This is a genomic window from Paenibacillus sp. P3E (assembly GCF_001909045.1).
GTDB lineage: Bacteria > Bacillota > Bacilli > Paenibacillales > Paenibacillaceae > Paenibacillus_AQ > Paenibacillus_AQ helianthi.
The window spans coordinates 1-23812 of record NZ_LVWH01000167.1 but is presented as its reverse complement, the minus strand read 5'-3'; the positions used below and the strand labels follow the sequence as shown (position 1 = coordinate 23812).

24 protein-coding genes are annotated in these 23812 nt (G+C 48.3%); 17 read left to right on the top strand and 7 right to left on the bottom strand.

The annotated features are described in order from the left end of the window. Nucleotides 1–65: 65 nt before the first annotated feature. From A3842_RS16160 to A3842_RS16150, 3 genes are all read left to right on the top strand, one after another. Nucleotides 66–725 carry an amino acid ABC transporter permease gene (locus A3842_RS16160; RefSeq protein WP_074102065.1) on the top strand — a complete coding sequence of 220 codons (660 nt, stop codon included), beginning with the start codon at nt 66–68 and terminating at the stop codon, nt 723–725. Next, nucleotides 712–1434 carry an amino acid ABC transporter ATP-binding protein gene (locus A3842_RS16155; protein ID WP_074084513.1) on the top strand — a complete coding sequence of 241 codons (723 nt, stop codon included), beginning with the start codon at nt 712–714 and terminating at the stop codon, nt 1432–1434. The genes A3842_RS16160 and A3842_RS16155 overlap by 14 nt, the downstream gene beginning before the upstream one ends. 84 nt (nt 1435–1518) lie before the next feature. After that, nucleotides 1519–3081: a Ppx/GppA phosphatase family protein gene (locus A3842_RS16150; protein ID WP_083606935.1), complete on the top strand. Its 1563-nt coding sequence runs from the start codon at nt 1519–1521 to the stop codon at nt 3079–3081. On the opposite strand, the gene ppk1 is transcribed toward A3842_RS16150, so the two are convergent. Then, nucleotides 3047–5149, bottom strand: coding sequence for a polyphosphate kinase 1 (ppk1, locus tag A3842_RS16145; RefSeq protein WP_074102064.1), 2103 nt, complete (start codon nt 5147–5149; stop codon nt 3047–3049). The two genes, A3842_RS16150 and ppk1, sit on opposite strands and share 35 nt — an antisense overlap. A gap of 365 nt (nt 5150–5514) precedes the next feature. Between ppk1 and A3842_RS16140 the strand changes: the two genes are divergently transcribed. Beyond that, the gene (locus A3842_RS16140; RefSeq protein ID WP_083606936.1) at nt 5515–6183 is read left to right on the top strand and encodes a 3D domain-containing protein; all 669 of its coding nucleotides are present in this window, start codon (nt 5515–5517) and stop codon (nt 6181–6183) included. A gap of 90 nt (nt 6184–6273) precedes the next feature. Here the strand turns inward: A3842_RS16140 and A3842_RS16135 are convergent, their stop codons facing one another. Beyond that, nucleotides 6274–7167: a polysaccharide deacetylase family protein gene (locus tag A3842_RS16135; RefSeq protein ID WP_074102063.1), complete on the bottom strand. Its 894-nt coding sequence runs from the start codon at nt 7165–7167 to the stop codon at nt 6274–6276. A 253-nt stretch (nt 7168–7420) separates the two neighbouring features. On the opposite strand from A3842_RS16135, the gene A3842_RS16130 reads away from it, so the two are divergent. The 9 genes from A3842_RS16130 (at nt 7421) to mobB (ending at nt 14541) form a co-directional block, all read left to right on the top strand. Beyond that, the gene (locus A3842_RS16130; RefSeq protein WP_074084508.1) at nt 7421–8461 is read left to right on the top strand and encodes an NADH:flavin oxidoreductase/NADH oxidase; all 1041 of its coding nucleotides are present in this window, start codon (nt 7421–7423) and stop codon (nt 8459–8461) included. An 86-nt stretch (nt 8462–8547) separates the two neighbouring features. After that, nucleotides 8548–9252 (top strand): dihydroorotate dehydrogenase electron transfer subunit, encoded by a 705-nt coding sequence (locus tag A3842_RS16125; protein ID WP_074084507.1) that lies wholly within the window; start codon nt 8548–8550, stop codon nt 9250–9252. After that, complete coding sequence (locus A3842_RS16120; RefSeq protein WP_074102062.1) at nt 9245–10177, top strand: dihydroorotate dehydrogenase; 933 nt, start codon at nt 9245–9247, stop codon at nt 10175–10177. Before A3842_RS16125 ends, A3842_RS16120 begins: the two co-directional genes overlap by 8 nt. Before the next feature lie 87 nt (nt 10178–10264). Continuing rightward, nucleotides 10265–10612: a prenylated flavin chaperone LpdD gene (gene lpdD, locus A3842_RS16115; RefSeq protein ID WP_074084505.1), complete on the top strand. Its 348-nt coding sequence runs from the start codon at nt 10265–10267 to the stop codon at nt 10610–10612. Nucleotides 10613–10674: 62 nt separating this feature from the next. Continuing rightward, nucleotides 10675–11346 (top strand): PspA/IM30 family protein, encoded by a 672-nt coding sequence (locus tag A3842_RS16110; RefSeq protein ID WP_074084504.1) that lies wholly within the window; start codon nt 10675–10677, stop codon nt 11344–11346. A gap of 126 nt (nt 11347–11472) precedes the next feature. After that, nucleotides 11473–11883, top strand: coding sequence for a DUF350 domain-containing protein (locus tag A3842_RS16105; RefSeq protein ID WP_074084503.1), 411 nt, complete (start codon nt 11473–11475; stop codon nt 11881–11883). A 56-nt stretch (nt 11884–11939) separates the two neighbouring features. Further along, complete coding sequence (locus tag A3842_RS16100; RefSeq protein ID WP_074084502.1) at nt 11940–12443, top strand: DUF4178 domain-containing protein; 504 nt, start codon at nt 11940–11942, stop codon at nt 12441–12443. A gap of 204 nt (nt 12444–12647) precedes the next feature. Beyond that, nucleotides 12648–13949, top strand: coding sequence for a molybdopterin molybdotransferase MoeA (locus A3842_RS16095; RefSeq protein WP_074102061.1), 1302 nt, complete (start codon nt 12648–12650; stop codon nt 13947–13949). 52 nt (nt 13950–14001) lie between these two features. Next, a complete protein-coding gene (gene mobB / locus A3842_RS16090) occupies nt 14002–14541 on the top strand; it encodes a molybdopterin-guanine dinucleotide biosynthesis protein B (protein WP_256701722.1) in 540 nt (179 codons plus the stop codon). A gap of 168 nt (nt 14542–14709) precedes the next feature. On the opposite strand, the gene A3842_RS16085 is transcribed toward mobB, so the two are convergent. Both A3842_RS16085 and xerS read right to left on the bottom strand, forming a co-directional pair. Beyond that, on the bottom strand, nt 14710–15546 hold the full coding sequence (locus tag A3842_RS16085) for a pentapeptide repeat-containing protein (RefSeq protein ID WP_083609615.1): 837 nt from the start codon (nt 15544–15546) through the stop codon (nt 14710–14712). A gap of 33 nt (nt 15547–15579) precedes the next feature. Next, nucleotides 15580–16662, bottom strand: coding sequence for a tyrosine recombinase XerS (gene xerS, locus A3842_RS16080; protein ID WP_074084499.1), 1083 nt, complete (start codon nt 16660–16662; stop codon nt 15580–15582). Nucleotides 16663–16843: 181 nt separating this feature from the next. Between xerS and A3842_RS16075 the strand changes: the two genes are divergently transcribed. Both A3842_RS16075 and A3842_RS16070 read left to right on the top strand, forming a co-directional pair. After that, the gene (locus tag A3842_RS16075; RefSeq protein ID WP_074102059.1) at nt 16844–17353 is read left to right on the top strand and encodes a GNAT family N-acetyltransferase; all 510 of its coding nucleotides are present in this window, start codon (nt 16844–16846) and stop codon (nt 17351–17353) included. A gap of 317 nt (nt 17354–17670) precedes the next feature. After that, nucleotides 17671–18486: a hypothetical protein gene (locus A3842_RS16070; RefSeq protein ID WP_143186296.1), complete on the top strand. Its 816-nt coding sequence runs from the start codon at nt 17671–17673 to the stop codon at nt 18484–18486. 164 nt (nt 18487–18650) lie between these two features. Here the strand turns inward: A3842_RS16070 and A3842_RS16065 are convergent, their stop codons facing one another. Beyond that, complete coding sequence (locus A3842_RS16065) at nt 18651–18920, bottom strand: hypothetical protein (RefSeq protein WP_074102057.1); 270 nt, start codon at nt 18918–18920, stop codon at nt 18651–18653. Nucleotides 18921–19609: 689 nt separating this feature from the next. Then, nucleotides 19610–20848 (bottom strand): MDR family MFS transporter, encoded by a 1239-nt coding sequence (locus tag A3842_RS16060; protein ID WP_074102056.1) that lies wholly within the window; start codon nt 20846–20848, stop codon nt 19610–19612. Between the two features lie 159 nt (nt 20849–21007). Here A3842_RS16060 and A3842_RS16055 point away from each other — a divergent pair, with 159 nt between their 5' ends. After that, nucleotides 21008–22777 carry an ABC transporter substrate-binding protein gene (locus tag A3842_RS16055; protein ID WP_074102055.1) on the top strand — a complete coding sequence of 590 codons (1770 nt, stop codon included), beginning with the start codon at nt 21008–21010 and terminating at the stop codon, nt 22775–22777. 70 nt (nt 22778–22847) lie between these two features. Here the strand turns inward: A3842_RS16055 and A3842_RS32565 are convergent, their stop codons facing one another. After that, nucleotides 22848–23141, bottom strand: coding sequence for a hypothetical protein (locus A3842_RS32565; protein WP_178381936.1), 294 nt, complete (start codon nt 23139–23141; stop codon nt 22848–22850). A 376-nt stretch (nt 23142–23517) separates the two neighbouring features. On the opposite strand from A3842_RS32565, the gene A3842_RS16050 reads away from it, so the two are divergent. Continuing rightward, nucleotides 23518–23812: GerAB/ArcD/ProY family transporter (locus A3842_RS16050; protein WP_178382361.1), on the top strand; the 295-nt coding region annotated here is incomplete at its 3' end.

Sequence of the window (23812 nt, the reverse complement as noted above, 5' to 3'; positions counted from 1 at the left end):
TGGATATGAAAATGGCGGTGATCCGCTGTTTTCTATTTTTTTGCAGACAGGAGGTTATGCCAAAAATGAATGTATTCGATATTGCTTATGAGTACCGCAATTTTTTCCTTTCCGGTTTGAAGTACACGCTGTTGTTGGCTGTGCTGGGGGTATTCTTCGGATTTGTGCTCGGCATTGTAGTTTCCTTGCTTCGTATGTCCAAGTGGTGGATACTGCGTTTCATTGCGACAGCCTGGGTGGAATTCTTGCGTGGAACACCAATGCTGGTCCAGCTGTTTTTAATCCATTACGGCCTTCCTGAATTTGGCATAGAGTTTTCGCCGATTCAATCCGGGGCAATCACACTGACTATTAACAGCTCCGCGTATCTCGCTGAGATTTTCCGTGCCGGGATACAAGGTGTGGACCGCGGACAAGTAGAAGCAGCACGCTCGCTTGGTATGCGGCAAGGGATGACGATGCGTTATATAGTCTTGCCCCAGGCCATCAAGAATGTACTGCCTGCTATCGGTAATGAGTTCATCACCATCATTAAAGAATCTTCCATCGTTTCAATGATTGGGGTAGCCGATCTGCTGTTCGAAGCGAGATCCGTTACATCTATAAGCTACGAAGGGCTGAATCCCTTGCTCGTAATTGCTGTAATGTACTTTATTCTGACATTTACATTGTCTAAGATCCTTGGTTTATTGGAAAGGAGGCTAAGAACAGGTGATCACCGTTAAGAACCTGCAAAAAAGCTTCGGTAAGCTGGAAATCCTGAAGGGCATTGACCTGCAGATCCAAAAAGGAGAGGTGGTCGTCGTTATCGGCCCCAGCGGATCGGGCAAAAGTACCTTTTTGCGTTGTCTGAATCTGCTGGAGCAGCCTACAGGCGGAGAAATCACTTTTGAAGGTGAATCAATTACAGACAAGAAGCATGACATCAACGTGACGCGGGAAAAAATGGGTATGGTTTTCCAGCAGTTCAACCTGTTTCCACACAAAACTGTACTGCAGAATATTATGCTGGCTCCATTGAAAGTGAGAAAGCAGCCCGCATCAGAAGCAGAAAAAATCGCTACTGAACTGCTGCGCACTGTTGGTCTTGCAGATAAACGGGATGCTTATCCGTCTCAGCTTTCCGGTGGACAAAAGCAGCGGATTGCTATCGCGCGGGCTCTCGCCATGCAGCCGCATGTAATGCTGTTCGATGAGCCTACCTCGGCGCTTGATCCTGAAATGGTCGGTGAAGTGCTGGAGGTCATGAAGAAACTGGCTGAAGATGGCATGACGATGGTAATCGTTACCCATGAAATGGGCTTTGCCCGTGAAGTAGGCGACCGCATCTTGTTCATGGACGGCGGCGTGATTGTGGAAGAAGGCGAACCGTCGCAGGTTTTCGGCAATCCAAAGCATGACCGGACGAAGGATTTCTTAAGTAAAGTTCTATAGATTAGCTCCAAACGGCCCCGGAACCTTTCTCCGGCGGCCGTTTGTTTTTGGTTCGCAGCGGAATGGGTGATATAGTATACATAAATGTCCAATCAACTTGAAAAGGAGTACATACAGATGAGAGATGATCTATGCCGGATTGGCATTATTGATATTGGTTCCAACTCTATTCGACTTGTAATATATGATACTACGCTAGAAGGAGGCTACAAAATCATCAAGGAGTGCAAATACTCCGCTCGTCTGAGTGAAAAGATCACAAAAGACGGCAGGCTGGAGCGGAAGGACATGAATACCATTGTTCCTGTTCTGCACCAGTTCAAGGAGATTTGCAGCGCCTTTGAGGTTGATAAAATTCGCGCCGGCGCCACTGCGGCTATCCGCAATGCGGCAAATTCCGAGGAGATTATCACCTACCTTTCAGAGGCATCAGAGATTCATATTGAAGTCATCAGCGGACACCAGGAGGCTTACTTTGGATTCTTGGGCGTTATTAATGCCTTTGATGTTCAGGATGGCTTTGTAATTGATATCGGTGGCGGAAGCACGGAAATCACCTTATTTCGGGGACGACGCTACCAGCAAAGTATTTCTTTTCCGTTCGGTGCGGTCAATACAAATCTGATGTTCAGCCATGGTGGCAATTGGAACGGAGACCAAGTACGTAAACTTCAGGCCTATGTGATAGGGAGACTAGTAGAGCATGACTGGCTGAACAGCGGGGCAGGACTCCCGCTTTACGGGCTTGGTGGAACTTTGCGCTCTCTGGGGAAGCTGGACCAGAAGATGCGGGATTATTCCCTTCCGAATTCACACGGCTATACCTTATCCAGTGAGACCATAGATCACTTTATGGAGACACTGCCTACTATTCCGTATGAGAAGCGCAAAGATTTGGAGGGGCTGTCCAAGAGCCGTGGGGATATTATCGTCTCGGGGCTGATTATTTTCCACACGGTTTACAAGTATATTGGCGCCAGCGAGGCATTAATCAGTGGAGAGGGCCTGCGGGAAGGCATGCTGCATGACCTGCTCGAACCGGAGCAGCCTGTGCGGGAGAGTGCGCTGGAATTCAGTCTCAATACGATCATCCGGTTTGATATCCGTACATCGAAGCGGCATCTGGATCATATCTTTAAGCTGGCACTCAGCCTCTTTGATGCATTTGGTGCAGAAGGGGACCGGGATGAGCAACGGATGCTGATCTACGTGTCAATCATGCTGCATCGGACCGGCTCCAATATTAACCATTATCAATCCAAGCGGCATACGCGGTACTGGCTGATGAACTCTCCGATCCGCGGACTAACCCACCGTCAGCTGATTCTGGGAGCTTTGATTGCCTCCTACAGCACAAAAAGCCGGAAGCAGAAATTGTCCCAGACCTACAAGGACATTTTACTGGCTTCCGACGAAGAATGGATTCATAAGCTTGGTACACTCGTACAGCTATGCATTGCGCTGGATAGTACCGAGATTGGTATCGTAAGCGGACTAGAAGCCCGCCTCCACGGCAATACGCTTGATCTGGAGCTGCAGGGTGCCGGTGAGCTCCTGATCGGTCTGGAGGACATTGAGAATGCCCTCAAAACGTTCAGGAATGTTTGGGGGCTCAAGGTAAAGCTCGGCTTCCCTTCCAGCGGGTAACATCCATAGCGGCGAACTGGCTCCGGAAAGGGGCCTTTTTGTCGTCTGCACGCTCGTAGTATCCGTTCGGCTGCAGGAAACTGGACTTTACATTATCCTTAAGCGTCAGATCAAGAATCTTGACAATCTGTTTACGGATTTGGCTGTCTTTCACGGGACACATCAATTCAATACGCCGGGTAAGATTACGAGTCATCCAGTCGGCACTGGACAAGTAGACCTCTGGGTTGCCGCCGTTCTCGAAATAATAGATCCGGGAATGTTCCAGGAAACGGTCCACAATGCTTCGTACAGTGATGCGTTCACTAAGTCCTTCAATCCCTGGACGCAGGCAGCACACCCCGCGCACAATCAGATCAATCGGTACTCCTGCCTGGGCTGCGCTGTACAGATTGTCGATGACCTCCTGGTTGGAGAGGGAGTTCATTTTGGCGATGATCCGGGATGGACGCCCGGCGGCGGCATGCTCAGCTTCACGCAGAATCAGCTTTTGAAGCGAAAGGCTCATATTGGTTGGTGCAACGATGAAGGAGTTCCAGTCATAATTGGCGGAATACCCTGTCATCTGGTTGAACAGCTCGGAGGCATCCAGGCCGATCTCATTATTGGCGGTGAACAAGCTAAGGTCAGTATAAGCCTTGGCCGTGCTGTCATTGTAGTTGCCTGTTCCGACATGTACATAACGGCGAAGTTCAAGCCCTTCCTGGCGGACAATCAGCGTAACCTTGGCATGAGTCTTGAGGCCAACCAGACCGTATACTACATGACAGCCCGATTGCTCCAGCTTACGCGCCCAGGCGATATTGCGCTCTTCATCGAAGCGTGCCTTTAGCTCCACGACTACAGTGACCTGCTTGCCCGATTCAGCGGCATTGGCCAGTGCTGTAATCAGTGGGGAGTTGCCGCTGACGCGGTACAATGTCATTTTGATGGCCATGACCTGCTCGTCCTCTGAAGCCTGAATGATGAAGTCCGTCATTGCATCAAAGGATTCATAGGGATGGTATACCAGTACATCACGTTCCCGAAGCACCTCGAAGAAATCCTCGTTCTCATCGAATTCAGCCGGATAGAGCGGTTCGATAGGAGCATCATGGAGATAGGAGAAGCCCTTTAGACTGTTTGCAAAACCGCGCAGGAAACCGAGATCCAGCGGCCCCTCCACCTCAAATACGAAATCTTCAAGCTCGAATTCAGCCTGCAGCTGTTCCAGGGCATAAGGATGAATCCCTTTTTGCACTTCCAGACGGGCGGGAACACCTCTCCGCCGTTTGCGCAGCTCCTTTTCAATCTCTTCCAGCAGGTCTTCCGCTCCTTCTTCATCAATAGTAAGGTCGGAATTGCGCGTTAAGCGGAATTCACTAACGGCCACTGGATCATAACCGCTGAATAAAGTCTGGATATGATGGCGGATTACATCCTCAATAAACACAAACTGACGTTTTTTGCTGTTGGAACGGTGGGGAAGTGGAATACATCTGGGCAAATTGGAAGGGATCTGCAGAATTGCAAAATAAGGATCCTCTTCCAGACTACCCTTTCGTGTCAGCACGACCGCAAGATAGATAAACTGGCTGTGAACGAGCGGGAAAGGCCGGCTCTGGTCTACGGCCATTGGAGTCAGTACAGGGAAAATAATATCCCGGTAATATTGTTCAATCGAGAGCTCCTGCGCCTGCGTAAGATCGTCGTAATTTACAAACACGATACCTTCTTTATGCAGACTTCTGGAGATATCCCGGAATGTTCTGTATTGGTCGGCAATAATTTTGGTGACCCTTTTGATTAAGCGCTTATAAAGGCCGGAGGGGGTGTAACCGGTAAAATCTTTTTTTGTATAGCCTGCCCGGATCTGATCCTGAATCCCCGCTACACGGACACTGATGAATTCATCCAGGTTACTGGAGACAATCGCCAGGAACTTGGCCCTCTCCATAAGCGGGTTATCCATATCCTGTGCCTCCTGGAGGACACGCCGGTTAAATTCAATCCAGCTTAGATCACGGTTCAGATATGCTGTTGCTGGGCTGGTATGGATGTTCTTTTTCTCTTCTGCATTCACGTTCATAGACCCTCCAAGTGCTTCAATGTCTTTGTCTTCTATCATTCTACTATTTGCTCAAGGGAGAAATGTTAAATCTGTGTAAAATTTGCGCGAAAATGTTCAGAAGATGCAACGAAATAATGAATTTTCGGCTGCATTATTGAAAGATATGTTAATTTTAAATCAAATGATAACGCTTCAAAACTCCATTTCTGTCAAAATGGTAACAATTTCTTAGGCATAGGTTACAAAGTTGTGATATATTAATAACTGTTAGTTTTACAAACACCAGGGCATAAGGAAACATACATACGTCCGGAGTTATTTTGAAGCAGCATGAACAGGGATTTTCCCCGGGTCTGACTGCGCTACTAATGAAGGAGGAAATCATGAAAATCAAATTTGGAGCCGTTGCAGCACTCGCTGCAGCCATAGGAATCAGCACTCTGATACAAGCCGCACCCGTCCAGGCAGACAGTATACATATCGCAGGAGATACTACCACCTATTATACTCTATCCAATCATTATGGCATAAGCATGGATAAAATTATGGATGCCAATCCGGATATTCCAGCGAGTAATATTTATCCTGGACTTAGGCTCTCAATCCCTGGCATTCTCAAAACACAGAATGTTGCGGCGGCTGAACCCTCAGCTAAGGAATCAACAGGAGTGTCACTCTTAAGTGTAGAACCGCAGAGCAACACAGTTCAAGCCTGGGGTAAAGAATACAGCTACGGCAAAGTGCTTCAGGTGAAAGCAACAGCCTATTCCTCTGCAGCCAGCGAGAATGGCAAATGGGGTGCAGTTGACTATTTTGGCAATCCGCTGAAACTGGGTACCATTGCTGTGGATCCTAGTGTGATCCCGCTTGGGACCCAGGTACTGGTAACCGGGTATTCCCATCCCGGGTTGCCTAAGCAGGCATTTCTTGCCACTGCAACGGATATGGGAAGTGCGATCAAAGGGAACCGCATCGATATCTTTATCCCTGGCAGTCAAAGCTTTGTTTCAGATTTCGGTTTCCAATATGTGCAGCTGTATGTGATTGAATAGACTCAAGACTCAAAAGGAAACGAAACATGCCGAAGCCCGGCAGTCCTCGTTTCCTTTTTTTTGGATCTCAGGTTCAGTGCTATTTAATATTCATTTTCTTACTTCCTTTTCTTTGCTGACCTGGAGCATCTGCGGGACGGTGACAAAGGTATAACCCCGTTTACGCATGATGTTGATCACTTCAGGGAGAGCCTGGATTGTTCCCCGTAAATTGCTGCCCCGGCCCCCGCCGCCATGCTGCAAGATGATGGAGCCCTTGCCTGCGTGGGTAATGATATTATTCCGTACCTGTGATTTCGACAGCCCTTTCCAGTCCAGGGAGTCTACATTCCAGTTCACTAGCTTGTATCCATGGACTTTGGCCCATTTCAGCTGCTGTTCACTGATATCTCCATAGGGAGGACGGATCAGCCGCGGCTTATAGCCGGCCATCGTATTGATGATATTTTCCGTACGGATAATCTGTGTCCTAAAAGCATTTACACTGATTTCACCAAACTTCGGATGGTTATAGGAATGATTGCCGATGGCATGGCCTTCCTTGATCATCCGGGCCACAAGATCGGGGTGTTTCTCTGCCCGGCTGCCCACGACAAAGAAAGTGGCGTGAACATGATGCCTGCGCAGTACATCAAGCACTTGTGGAGTAAATCGGGGGTCCGGCACATCATCGAATGTGAGTGCAATATGTTTGCGCCGCGGTCCTTGTGTCTTGATCGTTTCAGGATATTTGCGCAGCAATTGGCTGAGGGTAAGGGTTTCTGCCCGTTTTTGTGATTGGGACGCTGAACGTGAAGAACCTGCGGGGATCGCCTGATCTTCTATGGGAGCTGCTACAGGTCTTGTACCACTATCCAGCTGTGGGAACAAACCGGGAAACTTAGGATGGGCTGCTGCAAGCTCTCCGGCGGATGCGGGGCTGAGCAGACAGAAGCAGACAATCGCTAAAATGAGCAGATATCGGCTTATCTGCAGGCTTTTCATCAAGGTACGCCTCCTTTTTATGATACTGCAACCAAACTTTTACTATATAAATGGAACCTGTACAGAAAAACAATATCGGGATTGGAATCTCCGGGAAAAGATTATGCTTGTCTTGTTATTCCCTTCCGCAGACTGAATTATGCTGGATCATCGTGCTTCTGATTAAGATTTATCGGCGCAGAAAATACGTGTATACTAAATTGGAGAATAACCCGAAATTGAATACGTGAACAACGGAAAGGAAGGAATGGAAATGCCGGATTTATTTGCTCCTTATGAGTTAAAGGCTTTGTCCCTAAAAAATCGGATCGTGATGCCCCCAATGTGCCAATACGCTGTAGTCAAGCAGGATGGTACTCCAAATGATTGGCATTTCGTTCATTACGTCAGCCGCGCCATCGGCGGTACCGGGTTCATAATTGTGGAAATGACAGGTATCCATCCGGATGGACGGATTTCAAATCAAGATACAGGAATCTGGAGCGATGAACAAATTGAAGCGTACCGGAGACTGACTGAAGCTGTACATGTTCATGGCGCCAAAATAGCTGTTCAGTTAGGACATGCTGGCCGAAAGGCGCTGGATGCCGATCCTCCCGTTGCACCTTCAGCCATCCCTTTCGACGCCAACTCCAAGACACCGCAGGCGCTCACAAGAGAAGGAATCGTTGAACTGATTGCAGCCTACCGTGAAGGTGCACGGCGGGCTGTGGATGCAGGATTTGATACCGTTGAGCTTCACGGTGCACACGGTTATCTCATTCACCAGTTTCACTCTCCGCTGACCAATGTCAGAGATGATGAATACGGTGCAGACCCGATGCTATTCGGGGAACAGGTGACCCGGGCAGTGCGGGAGGTGCTTCCCGCTGAAATGCCGCTGATTATGCGAGTCTCCGCCAAGGAATACGTAGAAGGCGGTTATGATGAAACCTACGCTCTTGAATTCTGCCGGCGCTACAAGGCAGCTGGAGTGGATATGTTTCATGTGTCCTCAGGCGGTGAAGGACCGATTGGATCAAATGGTGGACCCAATGCGGGGCCGGCCTACCAGGTTGATCTGGCAGAGTACATCCGCAGCGGGCTACAGATCCCTGTAATTGCAGTCGGACGCCTTGAATCCTATGAAGAGGCGCAGTCTATTGTGACTGAGGAAAAAGTAGAGCTTGTAGCTGTAGGCAGGGGGATGTTAAGTGACCCGTATTGGGCGCTTCACGCCGAGGAAGCCCTTGGCGGAGTTGATAAGGCTAATGTGCCTAAGCCATACGAACGCGGAGTTTGGAAGCGGAAATAGACACTTATGAATGTGAACTTTATCACAGATTTTAAGTTCCTTCTAAGGCATGGTTATTAAGATTAAATTTGAAGGAGCTTGATAACTTGGCGACGGTGATTAGTAACGAACGGCTGGCGGATGGAGTGTATCACCTTCGGGTTGAGGGGGATCACGGGGGAACGATGGGGCAATTCTACATGTTGCGGGCATGGGGAGCCTATCCGTTGCTGTCCAGACCGCTTAGCATACATCAAGTAAACGAAGATGGTGTGGATTTTTTGTATCATGTGGTGGGTGAGGGAACGAAGATACTGGCTGGGCTGGAACCCGGAGATTCTGTTGAGCTCGAAGGACCTTTTGGCACCGGATTTCCGGCGGTTGAGGGAAAGGTTGCTCTGGTAGGCGGTGGAATTGGGATCGCGCCTCTGTATTATTGTGCCCAAGAGCTTCCTGGCAGTGATATTTATCTGGGCTTCAGCCGAGAAGCATTTCGTACAGAAGCATTTCGTCCTCTGGCTGCCGAACTGACAGTCAATGTTGGGGGTTTAGTGCTTGATAGCGTAGATTTTACCAGCTATGATCATATTTTTGTCTGCGGACCTCATCCGATGCTCAAAGCTGCTCAGTTGAAAGGCATAGCCGCAGAAACGGCTGGCAAGAGACCTAACGTGTATTTATCTCTGGAGAACCGTATGGCTTGCGGAATTGGCGCCTGTCTCGTATGCAGTGTCTCCTGCCGTGACGGTCAGCGCAAGGCTTGTGCTGACGGACCGGTATTCCTCGCGGATGAGGTGATCTTCAATGATTAATCTGACAGCCAATATAGCAGGTGTCCACTTTAAGAATCCGATCATCATGGCTTCCGGAACTTTCGGGTTTGGCCGTGAATATAGCAAGCTCTATGATGTATCGCTGCTGGGGGGCATCTCCGGCAAAGGTCTTACACTTCATGCCAAGGCCGGTAATCCTGGTGTCCGTGTATTTGAAACGGCTTCGGGCATGCTGAACAGTGTCGGACTTGAGAATCCGGGTGTTGAAGCATTTCTCGCCAAAGAACTTCCTTATTGGGAAACGCTGGATACTGCCCGTTTGGTGAACCTGGGAGGCAACACACTGCATGACTATGTGCTGGGTGCGGAGTTGATTCAGCGTGACGCCGATGCGCGAAGTGCTGCCGGTAAACCTGCAGTGGATATGATTGAACTGAATATTTCCTGCCCTAACGTTAAGGAAGGCGGGATCGCATTTGGTGTCAAAACTCCTGCTGCACAGGAGGTAGTCCGTGCCGTGAGAGCCGCAACCAAGCTGCCGCTTGCCGTGAAATTGTCCCCGAACGCTGAGGATATCGCGGGAATGGCTGAAATGTGCCAGGAGGAAGGCGCAGATGCCATTTCACTGATTAATACGATCTCTGGGATGAAGATTGATGTCCGCCGCCGCCGTAGCGTATTCAATAATTTATATGCCGGATTGTCCGGGCCTGCGATCAAGCCGGTGGCACTGAGAATGGTGCACCAGGTAGCGAAGCGGGTAACGATTCCGGTAATCGGCATGGGCGGAATCACTTCGGCTACAGACATTATCGAATTTATTATGGCCGGGGCAACAGTAATTCAGGTTGGAACGTATAACTTCATGAATTTGCGTGCAGGCAGTACGCTTGTTGAAGAATTGCAGCAGTTTATGATAGAGGAGAGCATTTCGTCACTGGATGAAGTCCGTGGCATTATCTAGATGATTTCAGTGTGAAGAATCAGGTCTACACTTCTCTGAGATATCTTTATGAGCAATGGTTAATATAATGGAAAAGGGGAGAAACTCATGTCTTCTCCAGAGCTGGACCCAGGCGATATTGAATTGTCTGCCACTGAGGTCGGCCGTGATTTGCTGCTACTGATTACCGGGGGCGCCCGTCACATCGGCGCAGCCAGTACCGCTTATTTGGATGCGGGTGACGTCAAGGTAACAACGTCAGCAGTACCCCATCATAAGGAGCATACGATCACAGAGTCGATTGCAATGCGTGTTGCTGCTGCACTTCATCGGACGGTTACCGTAGTTATGGGCATTCATTACGACCATTTGACCCAGGAAGGCATTGCAAGGGTTGTGGAAATTGTAAACTTTAAAGTCGATCAATATTTATTTGGGCAAAATTTGAAACGATAATGGCACTTCCTGCGTAAAAGATAACAAATGAGCAACTCACTTTTATTTTGGAGGAATGAACCATGTCTATATTTAAAAGATTGCGTGATTTAACAATGTCCAATGTGAATGCGATTATCGACAAAGCGGAAGATCCGGTCAAGATGACGGACCAATACATTCGTGACATGACGGAGGATTTGGAAGATGCAGAAAAAGCTGTAGCGGCCCAAATCGCCATTGAGAAAAAATTCAAGCAGCTCTATGAAGAACAGGAAGCACTCGTGAACAAACGTAATCAGCAGGCTCATGCTGCTGCTCAAGCTGGCAATGCTGACCTGGCACGCCGCGCTCTGGAAGAGAAGAAGGCTGCAGAAGCTAAGCTTGTGGAATACAAGGCGAGTTTTGACCAGAACAAGGCCTCTGCGGATAATCTGCGCGGCAAGCTGGAGGAAATGCGCAAACAGCTTACCCAGATGAAGAACAAACGCGAGACATTGGTTGCACGCTACAATGCAGCTAAGGCCCAAACCGAAATTAATAAAGCCATGAGCGGCTTCAGCTCCGATTCCGCTTCAGCCGGTCTGAAACGCATGGAAGACAAAATGCTGCAGGCGGAAGCCCAGGCAGAAGCCAGCAACGAAATGAGCTCCGGCAACAAATCGCTGGATGATGAATTCGAGAAGCTGGGCAAGGATCAGGCGGTTGAAGATGAATTGGCTGCGCTGATGAAGCAGTACGACAAACAACAATAACATATTGGCATAAGCCGCAAATAAGGCTGGTGTCCACAGGCGAAGGGGAGACAGAAAGAACGTTTCTCCTTCGCCTTCTCTATGCTGCCCGTGAGGGCAGGCAGACTGAACATCGGAGGCTAAACAATGGATTTCCACATTCTGGTGTCCATGGTGGTATGGACGGTGAGCGGCTCAGTACTGTTGAGTGTGCTGATGTACGTGGATTCGCTCTTTACCCGTTATAACGATTTGGAAGAGATCCGGGCAGGAAATATGGCGGTTACCATGCGGTTTGTGCTTAAGCTGCTGGCACAAGGTTATATTCTATCGTCCTCCATTGCCTCTACGAACAGTTTGGGAGATGCACTGGTGGTCTCTATAGTATCCTTTGTTCTGTTATTCTTCTTGGAAAAACTAGTGAGACTGCTTCTGTTCCGCTGGGCGAAGCTCGACCTGGATCATGGTACAATGCTGGGCAAAATAGGCTACGGTGTATTGGCAGGCTCGCTGCATGTGACCGGTGCTTTGATCATAGCGGCCTTTATCAAGGGCTGAGGTCTTAGATATTCAAAATCAAGCGTTGTACAAAACCTTTAAAAGGAATGGTTCATTTGAGTATATGGAAACGTATTGGAAATATCTTCTCCAAACCTGAGGCACCGGCAGTACCCAAGAGCATGTTGAACCTGTCTGCCGGAGATATTTGCGAGGTATCGCTGGTGACCTATGAGGTAACTGGACGTACGCAAACCAGCGGCCGCAATGCTGTGGTTCTGACCCTGCGTGACGGCAGCCGTATTGCCTACCTGCATATTGAAGAACGGGAGCAGCTGCAGTACGCATTATATCAGCCGATTGACGGGCGTCTGGATGATCCTGCCGAGGTCCCGGCAACCTTGGAATTGGACGATTATACGTATTATCTGGAAGAGGAATATGAGGGATATGCGTCAGTGACTGGTCAAACTCCTTATATGAACGGCGGTCAACAGCATGTCTGGCAGTACCAGTCCGATGAATCACGTCTTCTCCGCGTTGAATGGCAGAATGGACGGTTTATGCTATACGAGGGTGAAAAGGTGATCCCGGGAGATGTAAAGGTCATCCGTGCCTGATGCCCCGAACAAGTGTTTCTTCTAATTTCAGCTTTTATCATATGGATCATGACAAGATGCCTCCATTTTTTGTGGAGGCATCTGTTTTTTGGGGTAAGACCGTTGAACAAATATCGTATCACCGGTTGTCATGTTAAAATAGGTTAGAATAGTGGCGGCTTTGTTCGGGCAATAAAAATTCAGGACAGAAGAGGTTGGGTGTATATGAACAGTAGAGAGGAAGTAACTCATTCTAAGTTTCATCGTAAGGCGCTCCAGGTTAAGGAAGCCCAGTCAAGGATCATTGAATATGCGAAGGTGCTTGATACAGAAGAAGTGCCTTTATATCAAAGTCCGGGACGTTATTTGGCTGAACCTGTCTATGCGCCGCATCCGTTCCCGGCCTTTAACCGTTCTGGTATGGACGGCTATGCGCTTATTGCAGCTGATACTGAGGTGATGAATGAAGGGGATCTGATCTGGCTGGACATTGTGGACAACATTCCATGCGGAGCAGTGCCAGCTGTCGATATACGGCGGGGGACAGCTGCCCGCATAATGACAGGAGCTCAGGTACCGCAGGGAGCGGATACGGTTGTGATGCTTGAAGCTACGGAGAGCAGGGAAGTAGACGGTCTCCTCCAGGTAGGCATCCGCAAGCTGCACAAGGCGGGCCGGAATGTCACTCCGCGTGGCTTTGAGCTGGGGGAAGGAGAGCTTGTGCTTCCTGCAGGAAGCATGATTAAGGCGGGAGATATCGCGGTTCTGGCGGCTTTCGGAATTCCCTTTGTAAAGGTAATCCGCAGACCCAAGGTGGGAATATGTGCAACTGGAACCGAACTGCTGGAAGTGCATGAACCGCTTGTTCCAGGTAAAATACGCAACAGCAATTCGCCAATGCTGGAGGCACTGGTCCGGGAGAGCGGCGGTGATCCGGTAATGCTTGGAGCAATAGTGGATGATATTGAACTGGCACGAAGCAAGGTGCAGATGGCACTTGAGAGCTACGATCTGGTGATTACCACCGGAGGGGTATCGGTCGGGGATTATGACATCATGGGTGATTTGATCCGCGAGAACAGCGGTGACATGTTGTTTAATAAGGTAACCATGCGTCCCGGAAGTGTGACAACGGCTGCTGTGCGTGGAGGTACGCTCTTGCTGGCACTATCAGGTAATCCAGGAGCCTGTTTTGTTGGATTTCATTTATTCGCTCGGCCAGTTATCCTACAAATGCAGGGAGCCGTCCAGCCCTTTCTGCCGGAATGGACAGCAGTGCTTGGAGCAGAATATTCTAAAGTGAACAACTATACCCGGTTTGTCCGCTCCAGGCTTGAGATCCATGAGGGCCGCCTTTACGCCTATCCGGTCAGCATAGACGAATCATCGGTCATGGTGACGATCAAGGACAGTGACTGTTTAATTGTGGTTCCGCCTGAAGAACGGGGCCTTTCTGCAGGTGATTCCGTAAAAGTGCTTAAGCTGCCCGGGGAAATTAGGGGCTTGGAGAGCATGGCTGGATCATAAAAGGTGGGAGGCAGCTGAAATGAGGCGGCGTAGACAGCAATCGCAAAAGTGCTTGAAGAATATAAGGAGCAGCCCTGCCGTATGCCAGATTGTCGGATTTAAAAATAGTGGTAAAACGACCCTTATCTGCGGCTTGATCCCGCTCTTGCGGCAGAGAGGCTGTTCTGTTGCGGTAATTAAACATGACGGACATGAATTTGAGATAGATCATGAGGGAACGGATACCTGGAAGCAGCGGCAGGCAGGGGCTTCGGCAGTTGCCATCACAAGCGGGGGACGGACATCAGTCATTCAGGAACGGGGAAGCAGTCTGGCTGAACTGATCGAATCCTTTGCGGAGTATGATTTTGTGCTAGTAGAGGGATTTAAGCAGGAACGATATCCCAAAATCGTATTGATCCGTAGTGAAGAAGACCTTAATATACTTAGCGGGACCAGCCATATTATTGCAGCGGCCATGTGGAATTCGATTCAAGATCATCCTTCTCTGCTGCAGAATCCGGGTATTCGTCGATTTGACATTAACGAAAAAGCAGAATTAGCCAGCTTTCTATGGCATCAACGATCTTATTTTCAAAATTTCAACATATGAAAAATTCATAATAGAAATCCAACAATGCAGTAGTAATCGAACAAGTTACGTCTTATAGAACCCCGTCATAAAGAACAGCGGCCCGCCTCCCCACTAGGAGGAGCACAAGGCCGCTGTTCTGCTCTTACAGACTGCTGGAATTAAAGTGTTGAGATGTAGACAGCAGGTTTACAATGAAGACCAATGCTCAGGACGTGCGAGTGCGTCAGGAAGCTTGGTTAATGCATCGCCCTTTGCAGCATTGAGCTGGGATTGGGTCAGGAAGAGGGTATTTGTGAGATCGGCCCCGCAGAGATTCGCGTCTCGGAAATCAACGCCAATCAAATCGGCTCCCCTCAGGTCAGCCCCGCTGAGGTCTGCCGCAATCAGATAAGCTCCACGCAAGCTAACACAGCGCAGATCGGATTTTTTGAGCTTTGCTCCGATCAGGTCGGCACCTCTGCCATAGTTTTTTGGTCGTTTGGGGATATTGGTCAGTTGACGCCTAGCGGCATCACGTGCCAGATCGCTTGTCTGCAGCAGCAACTCGTTAATTTCTGCACGGTGAGTAGGCACATCCACCTCCAGCAGCTTCTCGGCCGGCAGTAGAGTCATCCGCGTAGTCTGCTCAAGTGCGGAATGGAGCTGGCTATGGATCGGTTCCGCGGCCGGTAACTCAAGTGCTTGGGTCAGATAGTACATCAGCTCATGAAGATGACGCACTACCGGGAAGACCTCGAACATTAGAGCCGCTGATTCCGGAGCCGCCCGCCAGTCCCGGCCGGCAAAGGTGTAATGGGAAACCTTGGGGCCTGCACCGAAGCATTCGTATACCGTACATCCTTTAAATCCTTTGGCTCTCAGGCCGGTATGAATCCCGCAGCGGAAGTCATCCCGAAGATTGGGACAAGGCTGGCCCGCATTTTTGTTAATAGCAAAATCTGTTGATACAGCAAAGGGCAATGCGGCGCAGCAAAGGCCGAAGCACTCTTCACAGTTGGACTGTAAATCCATATGTTGAAACATTTGAGACAATAAACTCCCTCCGTGGATGGGTATTCAGCTCTCCAGACGCCGCTCAATTGCTTCAGACATTGTTTTGTCTGTAAGATGGGCATAGACTTCCGTTGTTTCCGTTGAGGCGTGTCCGAGCTGTTCCTTCGTTTTGTAGATATCATTTTGCAAATAATAGTCCGTGGCAAATGAGTGGCGTAGCTTGTGCACAGTCAAGTACGGCTTACCGAACCGTTTGGCGTATTTGATAATCATCTCCTGGATTGCACGCTTGGTCATCCGTTTACCTTCATGACTTCCGTTAGGCAGAGCAATGAACAATGCCTTTTCTTTCTTGGGCGTTTTGTAACGGGACTGGCGCAGTGTTAGATAGAGGGAGAGATCATCTTTGGCTTGCTCCCGGAAGTAGACCGGTGTCTTGAACGTTTCATCATTGTGGCCCTTACGGTAGACGTACAGCAGCTTGTTATTCACATCCAGATCATCCACATTAAGGTTGACCACTTCTGAGACACGGAGGCCGGAGTTGAGAATAAGGCTGGCGATACAGGCATCGCGTTCACGGTTGAGTTGAAACGAATAATAGGCTTGCTTATTTGCTTCAATATCGCGCCCATACCCTTCATAAATATACCCTACGAACTCCAGCAGTTCTTCGTCCTCCAGAATTTTGCCTTTAAGCTTGGCGGCGGTATCCTTAGGTTTGTGAATACGCTTGATCTCAACCTTGGCCATCACGTTGCGTTTGAGCAAAGGATAGAAGTTCTCGTCCTCAGCGATCTGGCTTAAATAATGGAATAGTGAACGAAGAGCAGACAGCTTACGCGAGACGGTAACTTTGGAATTTGTACCATCTGCACGTGTTGTCAGATGCAGGCGGTAACCGACGATACTGTCCATATGCAACGTCTCCAGATCCAGCAAAGTAATCTCTGCCAGGCTGGCGGCCTGGGTAAGTCCCTCGCCACGAAGCCAGCCGAAGAACGATTCATAGTCGCGGATATACTCCAGCAGGGTAGAGGGTGAGAGATCTGGACGTTTGTAGTCAATGAACTGCTGCACAAACCATGGCATGTGAAGCACTTTTTGGTCGAGATGTGTGCGGTCAGTGTTTTTTTGAATGCTCAAAACTTGTTCACCTGCCTTAAGGGTTCTGGTATTCAGCGGACTAGTCTTTCTGATTTCCTCCTATTTTATCATGTTTCGTGGCTTTTGGCCGGAATTCACAGCTCTTATGAGGGGCCTGCCTTGCTCCTGAAGGGACAAAGTTATAGAATGTGTAATAAAAGTGAATCTCAGAGGTGACCCCATGGAACTTGGAATCGAGCTGGTTCCCAAAGAGCAACGCCAAACCATCAGCAGGCTGATGCAGTTTTATCTATATGACTTTACCCGCTATCTGGAGCTTGAGGTGGACCGTGACGGCATGTTCCCGCCATATCCCGGCCTGGAGGCTTACTGGAATAGCGGTAACAATAAATTCGCCTATGTATTTACGGTGAATGATAAGATTGCCGGCTTCGCCCTAGTGGATAGGCTGCTTCGCAGTTCGGAGGGGCAATTTTACATGACAGAGTTTTTTGTGATGCAAAAATACCGCCGCAGCGGGGTAGGCACATGGGCAGCACACCGGTTGTTCGATATGTTCCCTGGTGACTGGAAGGTATCGCAGATTCGCGCCAATACTCCCGCACGCAACTTCTGGCACCGGGTCATCGGTTCCTACACAGGCGGTGAATTCAAAGAACGTTTTAATTCCAGGCAGGGGAATCCCAGTCAATATTTCAGCACATTAAGTATTAATAGAGTGAATAAATAAAATAACCAAAACAGGATTGAATATACAACTCATTCATTGAGCATAAAGCAGCAAAATCGTTCGATACAGTGCAACATGTAGAGATTTCCAGCGTCTGGATATTGAGGTGATTGTTCATGTCCAGCATCCAAAAAATCTTCTGGATAGGCTGCGTATCTGTTATGGCTACGATAAGTTCAGGCTGTAGCAGTAATTCAAATTCTCATACTCAGGAGTCAAAAGCTAATCCGACACAGGTTAACTCCGCTCCATCTGCAACTGCAACTACTGTGCCTACTGCTGGGGCAACTTCTTTGCCTGCGGCAAAATCAGTCTCATTGATCAAAGACGAAGTGCCTGAATATGACGGAAGCGGAAGGGCTTATACGACTGGAGGAACGGAGCTGAAGGGCGATTATTCCAGTGACCGGAATTTGCCGCTGGCGGTATTTATGCCGGAGAACTTAATCCGTTTTGAGAGGAACGGCAGAACTGCATGGGGGACAAGCGACAAGTCGAACTGGATCTCTTTTCGGAAAATTCAGACAGATGATTCTGCTCTGGCAGGTGCATACAAACCTGAAATAGCCGATGGTGCTGCTGCTCTGCTTCAATATAAGGAATACCAGGGCGGCTATCCCGATGGAAACAGCAGGGTGGATGTATTCAGAATCCGAGCCAAAGAAGAAATCTATCAAGCTGAAATCCGAACCACACCAGCGCAGCGGGAAGAGCTCCTACCCCTGTTCATAGATATCCTGAGAGAAGTGCAATACATGAAGAAACGGACACCGCTGGTTGCCGGAGTTTTTATTCAGGAGCCTAATGTTGGAGTGGGCAAAGAGAACAGACAGATGCTGAATGAGGTCATGATCTGTCTCCAGGCCATAGTTGCACATGATAAAAAAAAGTTTATGAGCACTATGTACTCACCGGAAACCGGAGACTACCTCAGCTTCTTCATCAATACCTCGACATCTTACCGTTTTACAGAGATGACCTATGAGGGTATCCCTGCAGAAGGTACGCAGCGGGCAAATTTCAATGTAAGCTATCAGTTTATGACGGATGAAGGCTATCAGGCCGACCAGAGCTATACGATTTCATTGCTGCGCACCAAGCAAGGGGAGTGGAAGGTTGCAAATATCGATTGACGAATGGAATGAAGAGAGGGCGTAACGTATTATAACGGTATGCCTTTTTCCTATTTTCATGCAAGTCAAAGCTGATCGGAGCCAATCCTACACAGTAAGATTACATAATAATAAATATGTTAACTATAATCAGGTTGCGTTAATCAGGATTTATCTATAATTCTTTAGGACTCTTCAGGTCTTACTTCTTGTACACCGACTGCTGATACGGGGGTAACCCAAACTTTGTACAGTATGCCTTCACGGGTATAATCATAATTTGTGTACACCAGAAATTGAGGATCAGAATTTGTATTCCGCCAAGTCGATTCATACACAAGAACATGGGCTAGCATCCAATTCGTTGTTATATAGCCATTGTAGAGATATCCAATCTCGTTGTAGGGTCCGCTCATTATCCATTCATGTGCTTCATGAAAGCTGTCTACACTCATCGTTTCGGTATGCCAGATAATATCTTCTGGTTCTTTCTGTACCGGGAGTGGGGAAGATCAGTCCTATTAGGAACTGGCTTGCCTGTGAATTCCACATAGGTTGCATCTACCTTTTCGTCATCTTTCAAATTAGATCCCTCCCCATCACTATTTACCTTATTATAGCAAAAAGGGGCCGTGAAGTCGGGCGATTTGCTGGAAATAGGGGTGAAGTGGATACTTTTGATGATAAAAAACAACAAAGTTAACATAACATTAAATACGTAAACTATACTCAATGGTAATGTAATCGACAAGCCGAATTATCAAGATTTTGGATAATCAATTCTCTTATTTCATCATATGAATAATTCACAATAGCAAAGCAAACCCAGCAACACCTCCCACCGTACATCGCCTAAACACAACAATAGACGATCCAGCAATACTAAAACACAGAAAAAGGGTAGGGGTGCCTGGTTTCCTTATTTGTTCTGTAATCTTCAAGACAATTTGTGTGTAATCTCAAAAGCAGTTTCCACGGCAAGCACAGCTTGCTTCAGCGAGATCACCGACGTTGATCCGTCCCGGAAACATATTATATATTATGTTAACCTGTTGCAACCCTCTTCCTCATAAACAAGACCCGCTAAGCTCCTTGGCTTACACGGGTCTTGTTTCATGCTGTTTAGGAGAGGTCCTTTGTGGAGTCAAGCGCTTTGCGAGCTGATTTTTGCTTCTGTGCGCTCTCTGGCAGTCAGCCTTTTGTGTGCGGTAATCAGGAAAGGAAGCCCCAGTGCTGTACTTAAAGCAAGCGGAACAAATACAGCCGGGCCATTAGTGGCGCCAAATTGATCCAACAGCAGGCCACCGAGAATAGGAGCCATTACGTTACCCAGGTTATTGAAGCCAATCGTGCCGAAATACGTACCTTTCCATTCAGGCTTGGCAATTCGGTCGATCAGCATATCCATCATAGTGAAGAGCAGAACCTCACCGATCGTGAACAATACCACACTGAGCATTAAAAGCGCTACTCCACCGGCAAGCCCGAACAGGAGCAGGCTCAGCGCCACACAAATATTCCCCAGAATTAACGGAATAAGCGGCGGGAATTTGCTTGCTGTGCGGACAATCGGATACTGAACGACCAATACGGTGATTGCGTTAAGTGACAGCATGTAGGAAAAGACCTGACTGCCGTTCGAGAAATGCGTATCGACCGCCAGATACTGGGCCAGCGTAGAGCTGAAATGACCATAACCCAGTACACAAAAGATGGTCCCCAGCAGCACTGGCAAAAATACCCGGTCCCTGCTGGTGACTGCCAGAGCTTCACGCAGCTGTGGAGCGTGTGCTTCTGAGCGGACAGGCAGGCTGGACCGATGGACCGAGAATTGCAAGAACAGCACGATTCCGTAAGCAATATAGACGACTCCAGCGATCACAAACGGGAAGGTGGACTTAGCGGAGCCCAGCTGCAAACCGATAATCGGGCCGAATACAACACCCAGATTAACCGCTGCATACCGCAGATTGAAGACCAGCAGCTTATGAGCCGGAGGGGTGATATCCGAGAGTAGTGCACGTGACGTTGGCTCGAATACGGCACGGCATAGGCCATTCAGCGTATTCACCAGGAAGAAAACCCAGATATGCTGCGCTGATGCGAAGCCGAAGAAGACACAGGCCCAGCCGAATACAGAGACCAGCATGACGATTTTACGCCCAAAGATATCCGATATGTATCCGCCATAGAAGCTGATCAACACACCTGCCAATGAGCTGACGGCCACCGTTATGCCCGTCTGCGAGTGCGAAGCACCGAGAACTTGGGTTAAGTAGATGGATAAGAAAGGAATACTCATCGAGGTCACGAGGCGGCCGAACATCGTGCCGATAATAATGGTCCAGGCCAAGGGATGGATGTGCCGCAAATGCTGTTTCATGTGATTGAGGATCTCCTAATCTTACTGATGAATTTGGGATTGCTTATGAATGCTGCTATGAAATAAAAAACGACTTGTGTATAATTGTAATGATAAAAGGGGGAAATAAAAGTGTAAGATTTATTCGATGTATTTCACCTTTAATGAGGAGCAACGACAATGGATACCAGCACCGCACACTTTATACATTTAGCAAGAACGTTTAACATTCCTTTTCGGATCCATGAGCCTGTTCCTGTAACGATAGACAGCTTGTCCGCCGCCCTGTGCTGTACTCCCCGTAATGTGAAATTTATTTTGCGGAGGCTTGAAGAAAATGCATTTATTCATTGGAAGCCGGGACGCGGGAGAGGCCATACTTCGGAGTTGACTTTTTTGCGGGGAATTGACGAGGCCATTGAGGATAACTTTCAGGAGTTGATGGGAAAAGGAAAGATTAAGGAAGCCATCGAATTGATCGGTGTCACTGAAGCCAATGAAACGCTAAAGGAACGGCTGCTCAGCTCGCTGAATATACAAATGGGCTTTCATAGTGAAGCGGAAACCGCCTCCAGGCAGGATGTCCTGCGTATGATGCGCGGGCGCCGTTTGGAGAAGCTGGACCCGGCTTTTGTGATTACGGCTTTTGAAGCTTATTTGCTAGGGCAAATCTGCAGCACGTTAGTCACCTATGAAGCCTCAACCCAGACTTTTCTTCCGGGACTGGCTCACACATGGGAAAGCAGTGAGGATTATAAGATATGGGTATTCTTTCTTCGTAAAAGCGTGCGATTCCATCATGGAAGAGTGATGACTTCGCGGGATGTTAAGGAAACTCTGCAGCGTTTATTCGATCTGGACAGTCCAGCCATCTGGAACTATGAGGACATCGAGCACGTGAGTGTAGAGGGGGATCACTGCATTCGTTTCCATCTTCGTCGTCCGAATCTATTCTTCTTGCATTTGTTTAGTTGCATGCACATGAGCATTCTACCTTATGATGTAGACATCCGTACGGAACTAATCGGGACTGGACCCTACCGTATCAGCGATTTGAATGAAGATGTGCTGGTGCTCAGCGCATTTGAACAATATTACGGGATTCGCCCGCATCTGGATCGGGTGGATATTTGGTTTGTGCCGGATCACGGCCCGAATGAACGTCAATATGAGCTGCCGGGTGCGTACCGGATGAAGCTCCCTTCGGAAGGTTCCGTGACGAACAGCATTAACTACCCGGCTTTGGGTTGCAAGTACATGCTGGTTAATTTCCGTAAAAAGGGAGTCCATCATCAGCTCGCTTTTCGGCAAGCACTGCGAATCCTGTACAACCAAGTGGCACTCGTAAGGGAATTGGGCGGCAACCGCATTACACCAGCAGACAGCTTCCTGCCTTGGAAGAGCGCTCAAAGCGACTGGACAGAGCCTCCATTGGAACAGGCGCGCGAGCTGCTGGCAAGCAGTGGTTATCAAGGCGAGAGTATCCTCCTTGCATATACAGTTCATAAAGACCTGGAAGAAGCAGACTGGCTTAAACGGCGCGGAGCAGAGATCGGGCTGCGTATTGAGCTCCAGTCCTATATCCAATCACATGCCAAAGACGCGCCTAGCTCAGCCGAACTGATTATGGCGGAGGAAATTCTGGAGGATGACTGGCAATGGGGATTAATTAATTATTTTAGGAATAAATCCAATTATTTACACGCCTACCTGGAGCCTGCCCAAAGCTCTTTACTGGACCGGGAACTGGAGGACTTTACACTATTAAACGGAGAGGGACGGGCTGAGCTGCTGGATAAAGTGGAGGGAATCATCCGGGATCACTGCTGGCTTCTATATGGTTCTCATGTTAACAAAAGAGCACAGCTCAATCATAGCCTGCTTGGGTTGCATACCAGCTCATTTGGTTTCCTGGATATCTCCAAGCTGTGGATCAAGCCAGCGCACTAAGGTTCAGATTCTCTTGAATTTGCCTATACTCTGAAAAGAGACTGAATCGAATTCCTGTCCATGAAACGGTCTATGCCCGGTTAAACGTATAGGAAAGCCGTTCTGCTAGCAGCGATACTCCAGTCTCATAAGGAAAAGGAAGTGCCGCAATTACGGCACTTCCTTTTTTTAAGCCGATGGTATTGAATAGAAGGTCCCCAGGGTGGACCTTGTTAAACTGCTTGCTTCCCATCGCATTTTTTACAGACGGTGAGCTTCTCACCGGAAAGGCCTTTACCGAAATACAGAAGCTTGATTCGCGTGCTGCCGCAGAGCGGACATGTTCCTCTGCTCCGGGATGGAGTACGCCATAGTGCTTTGCCACGTTTGTTCTTAGACATACAGATTCCACCTTCACTCTTGATACGCTATCTTATGCCCAGGCAGAAGGTAGCGTTCCACGAGCAATCTTTGGCTGTTGCGAAAAGTAGAGCTTTGGTAAGAAATGCTTGAATACAGCTTATTTGTGGTCAGAGATTGAGGAATAAATCATATATGAATGGAAATAATATGTTTTATATGAAAAAAAGGACATTCAGATATAAATCAGACAGTCAGAATCAAATAGTAAATAAATTCAGAAAGAGCTATACTTGTGTAGCTTTTTCAGCTGCTTATTCACCGGCAGAAGTAGAGGCAAGCGTTTGATGTTCCCATCCAATTATGCAGAACCAAAGAAATAAATGGAAGGAGGGGAAGAAATGTTTGTGCGTGCTGATGATAAAATTACAACAAGACAGACATCACTATTCTTGACGAATTCGGTACTAGGGGCGGGGATTCTCACTTTGCCCAGAGATGTGGTGGAATCCGTCAAGACTCCGGACGCATGGATGTCTGTTGTGCTCGGTGGCATTATTGTAATGTTGGTTGCTGTGATAATGGTGAAACTGAGCCAACAATTTCCCGGTAAGACCATTTATCAATACTCCAAACGGATCGTAGGGGGGTACCCAGGAGGATTTTTATCTTTGTTATTAATTTTATACTTTCTAT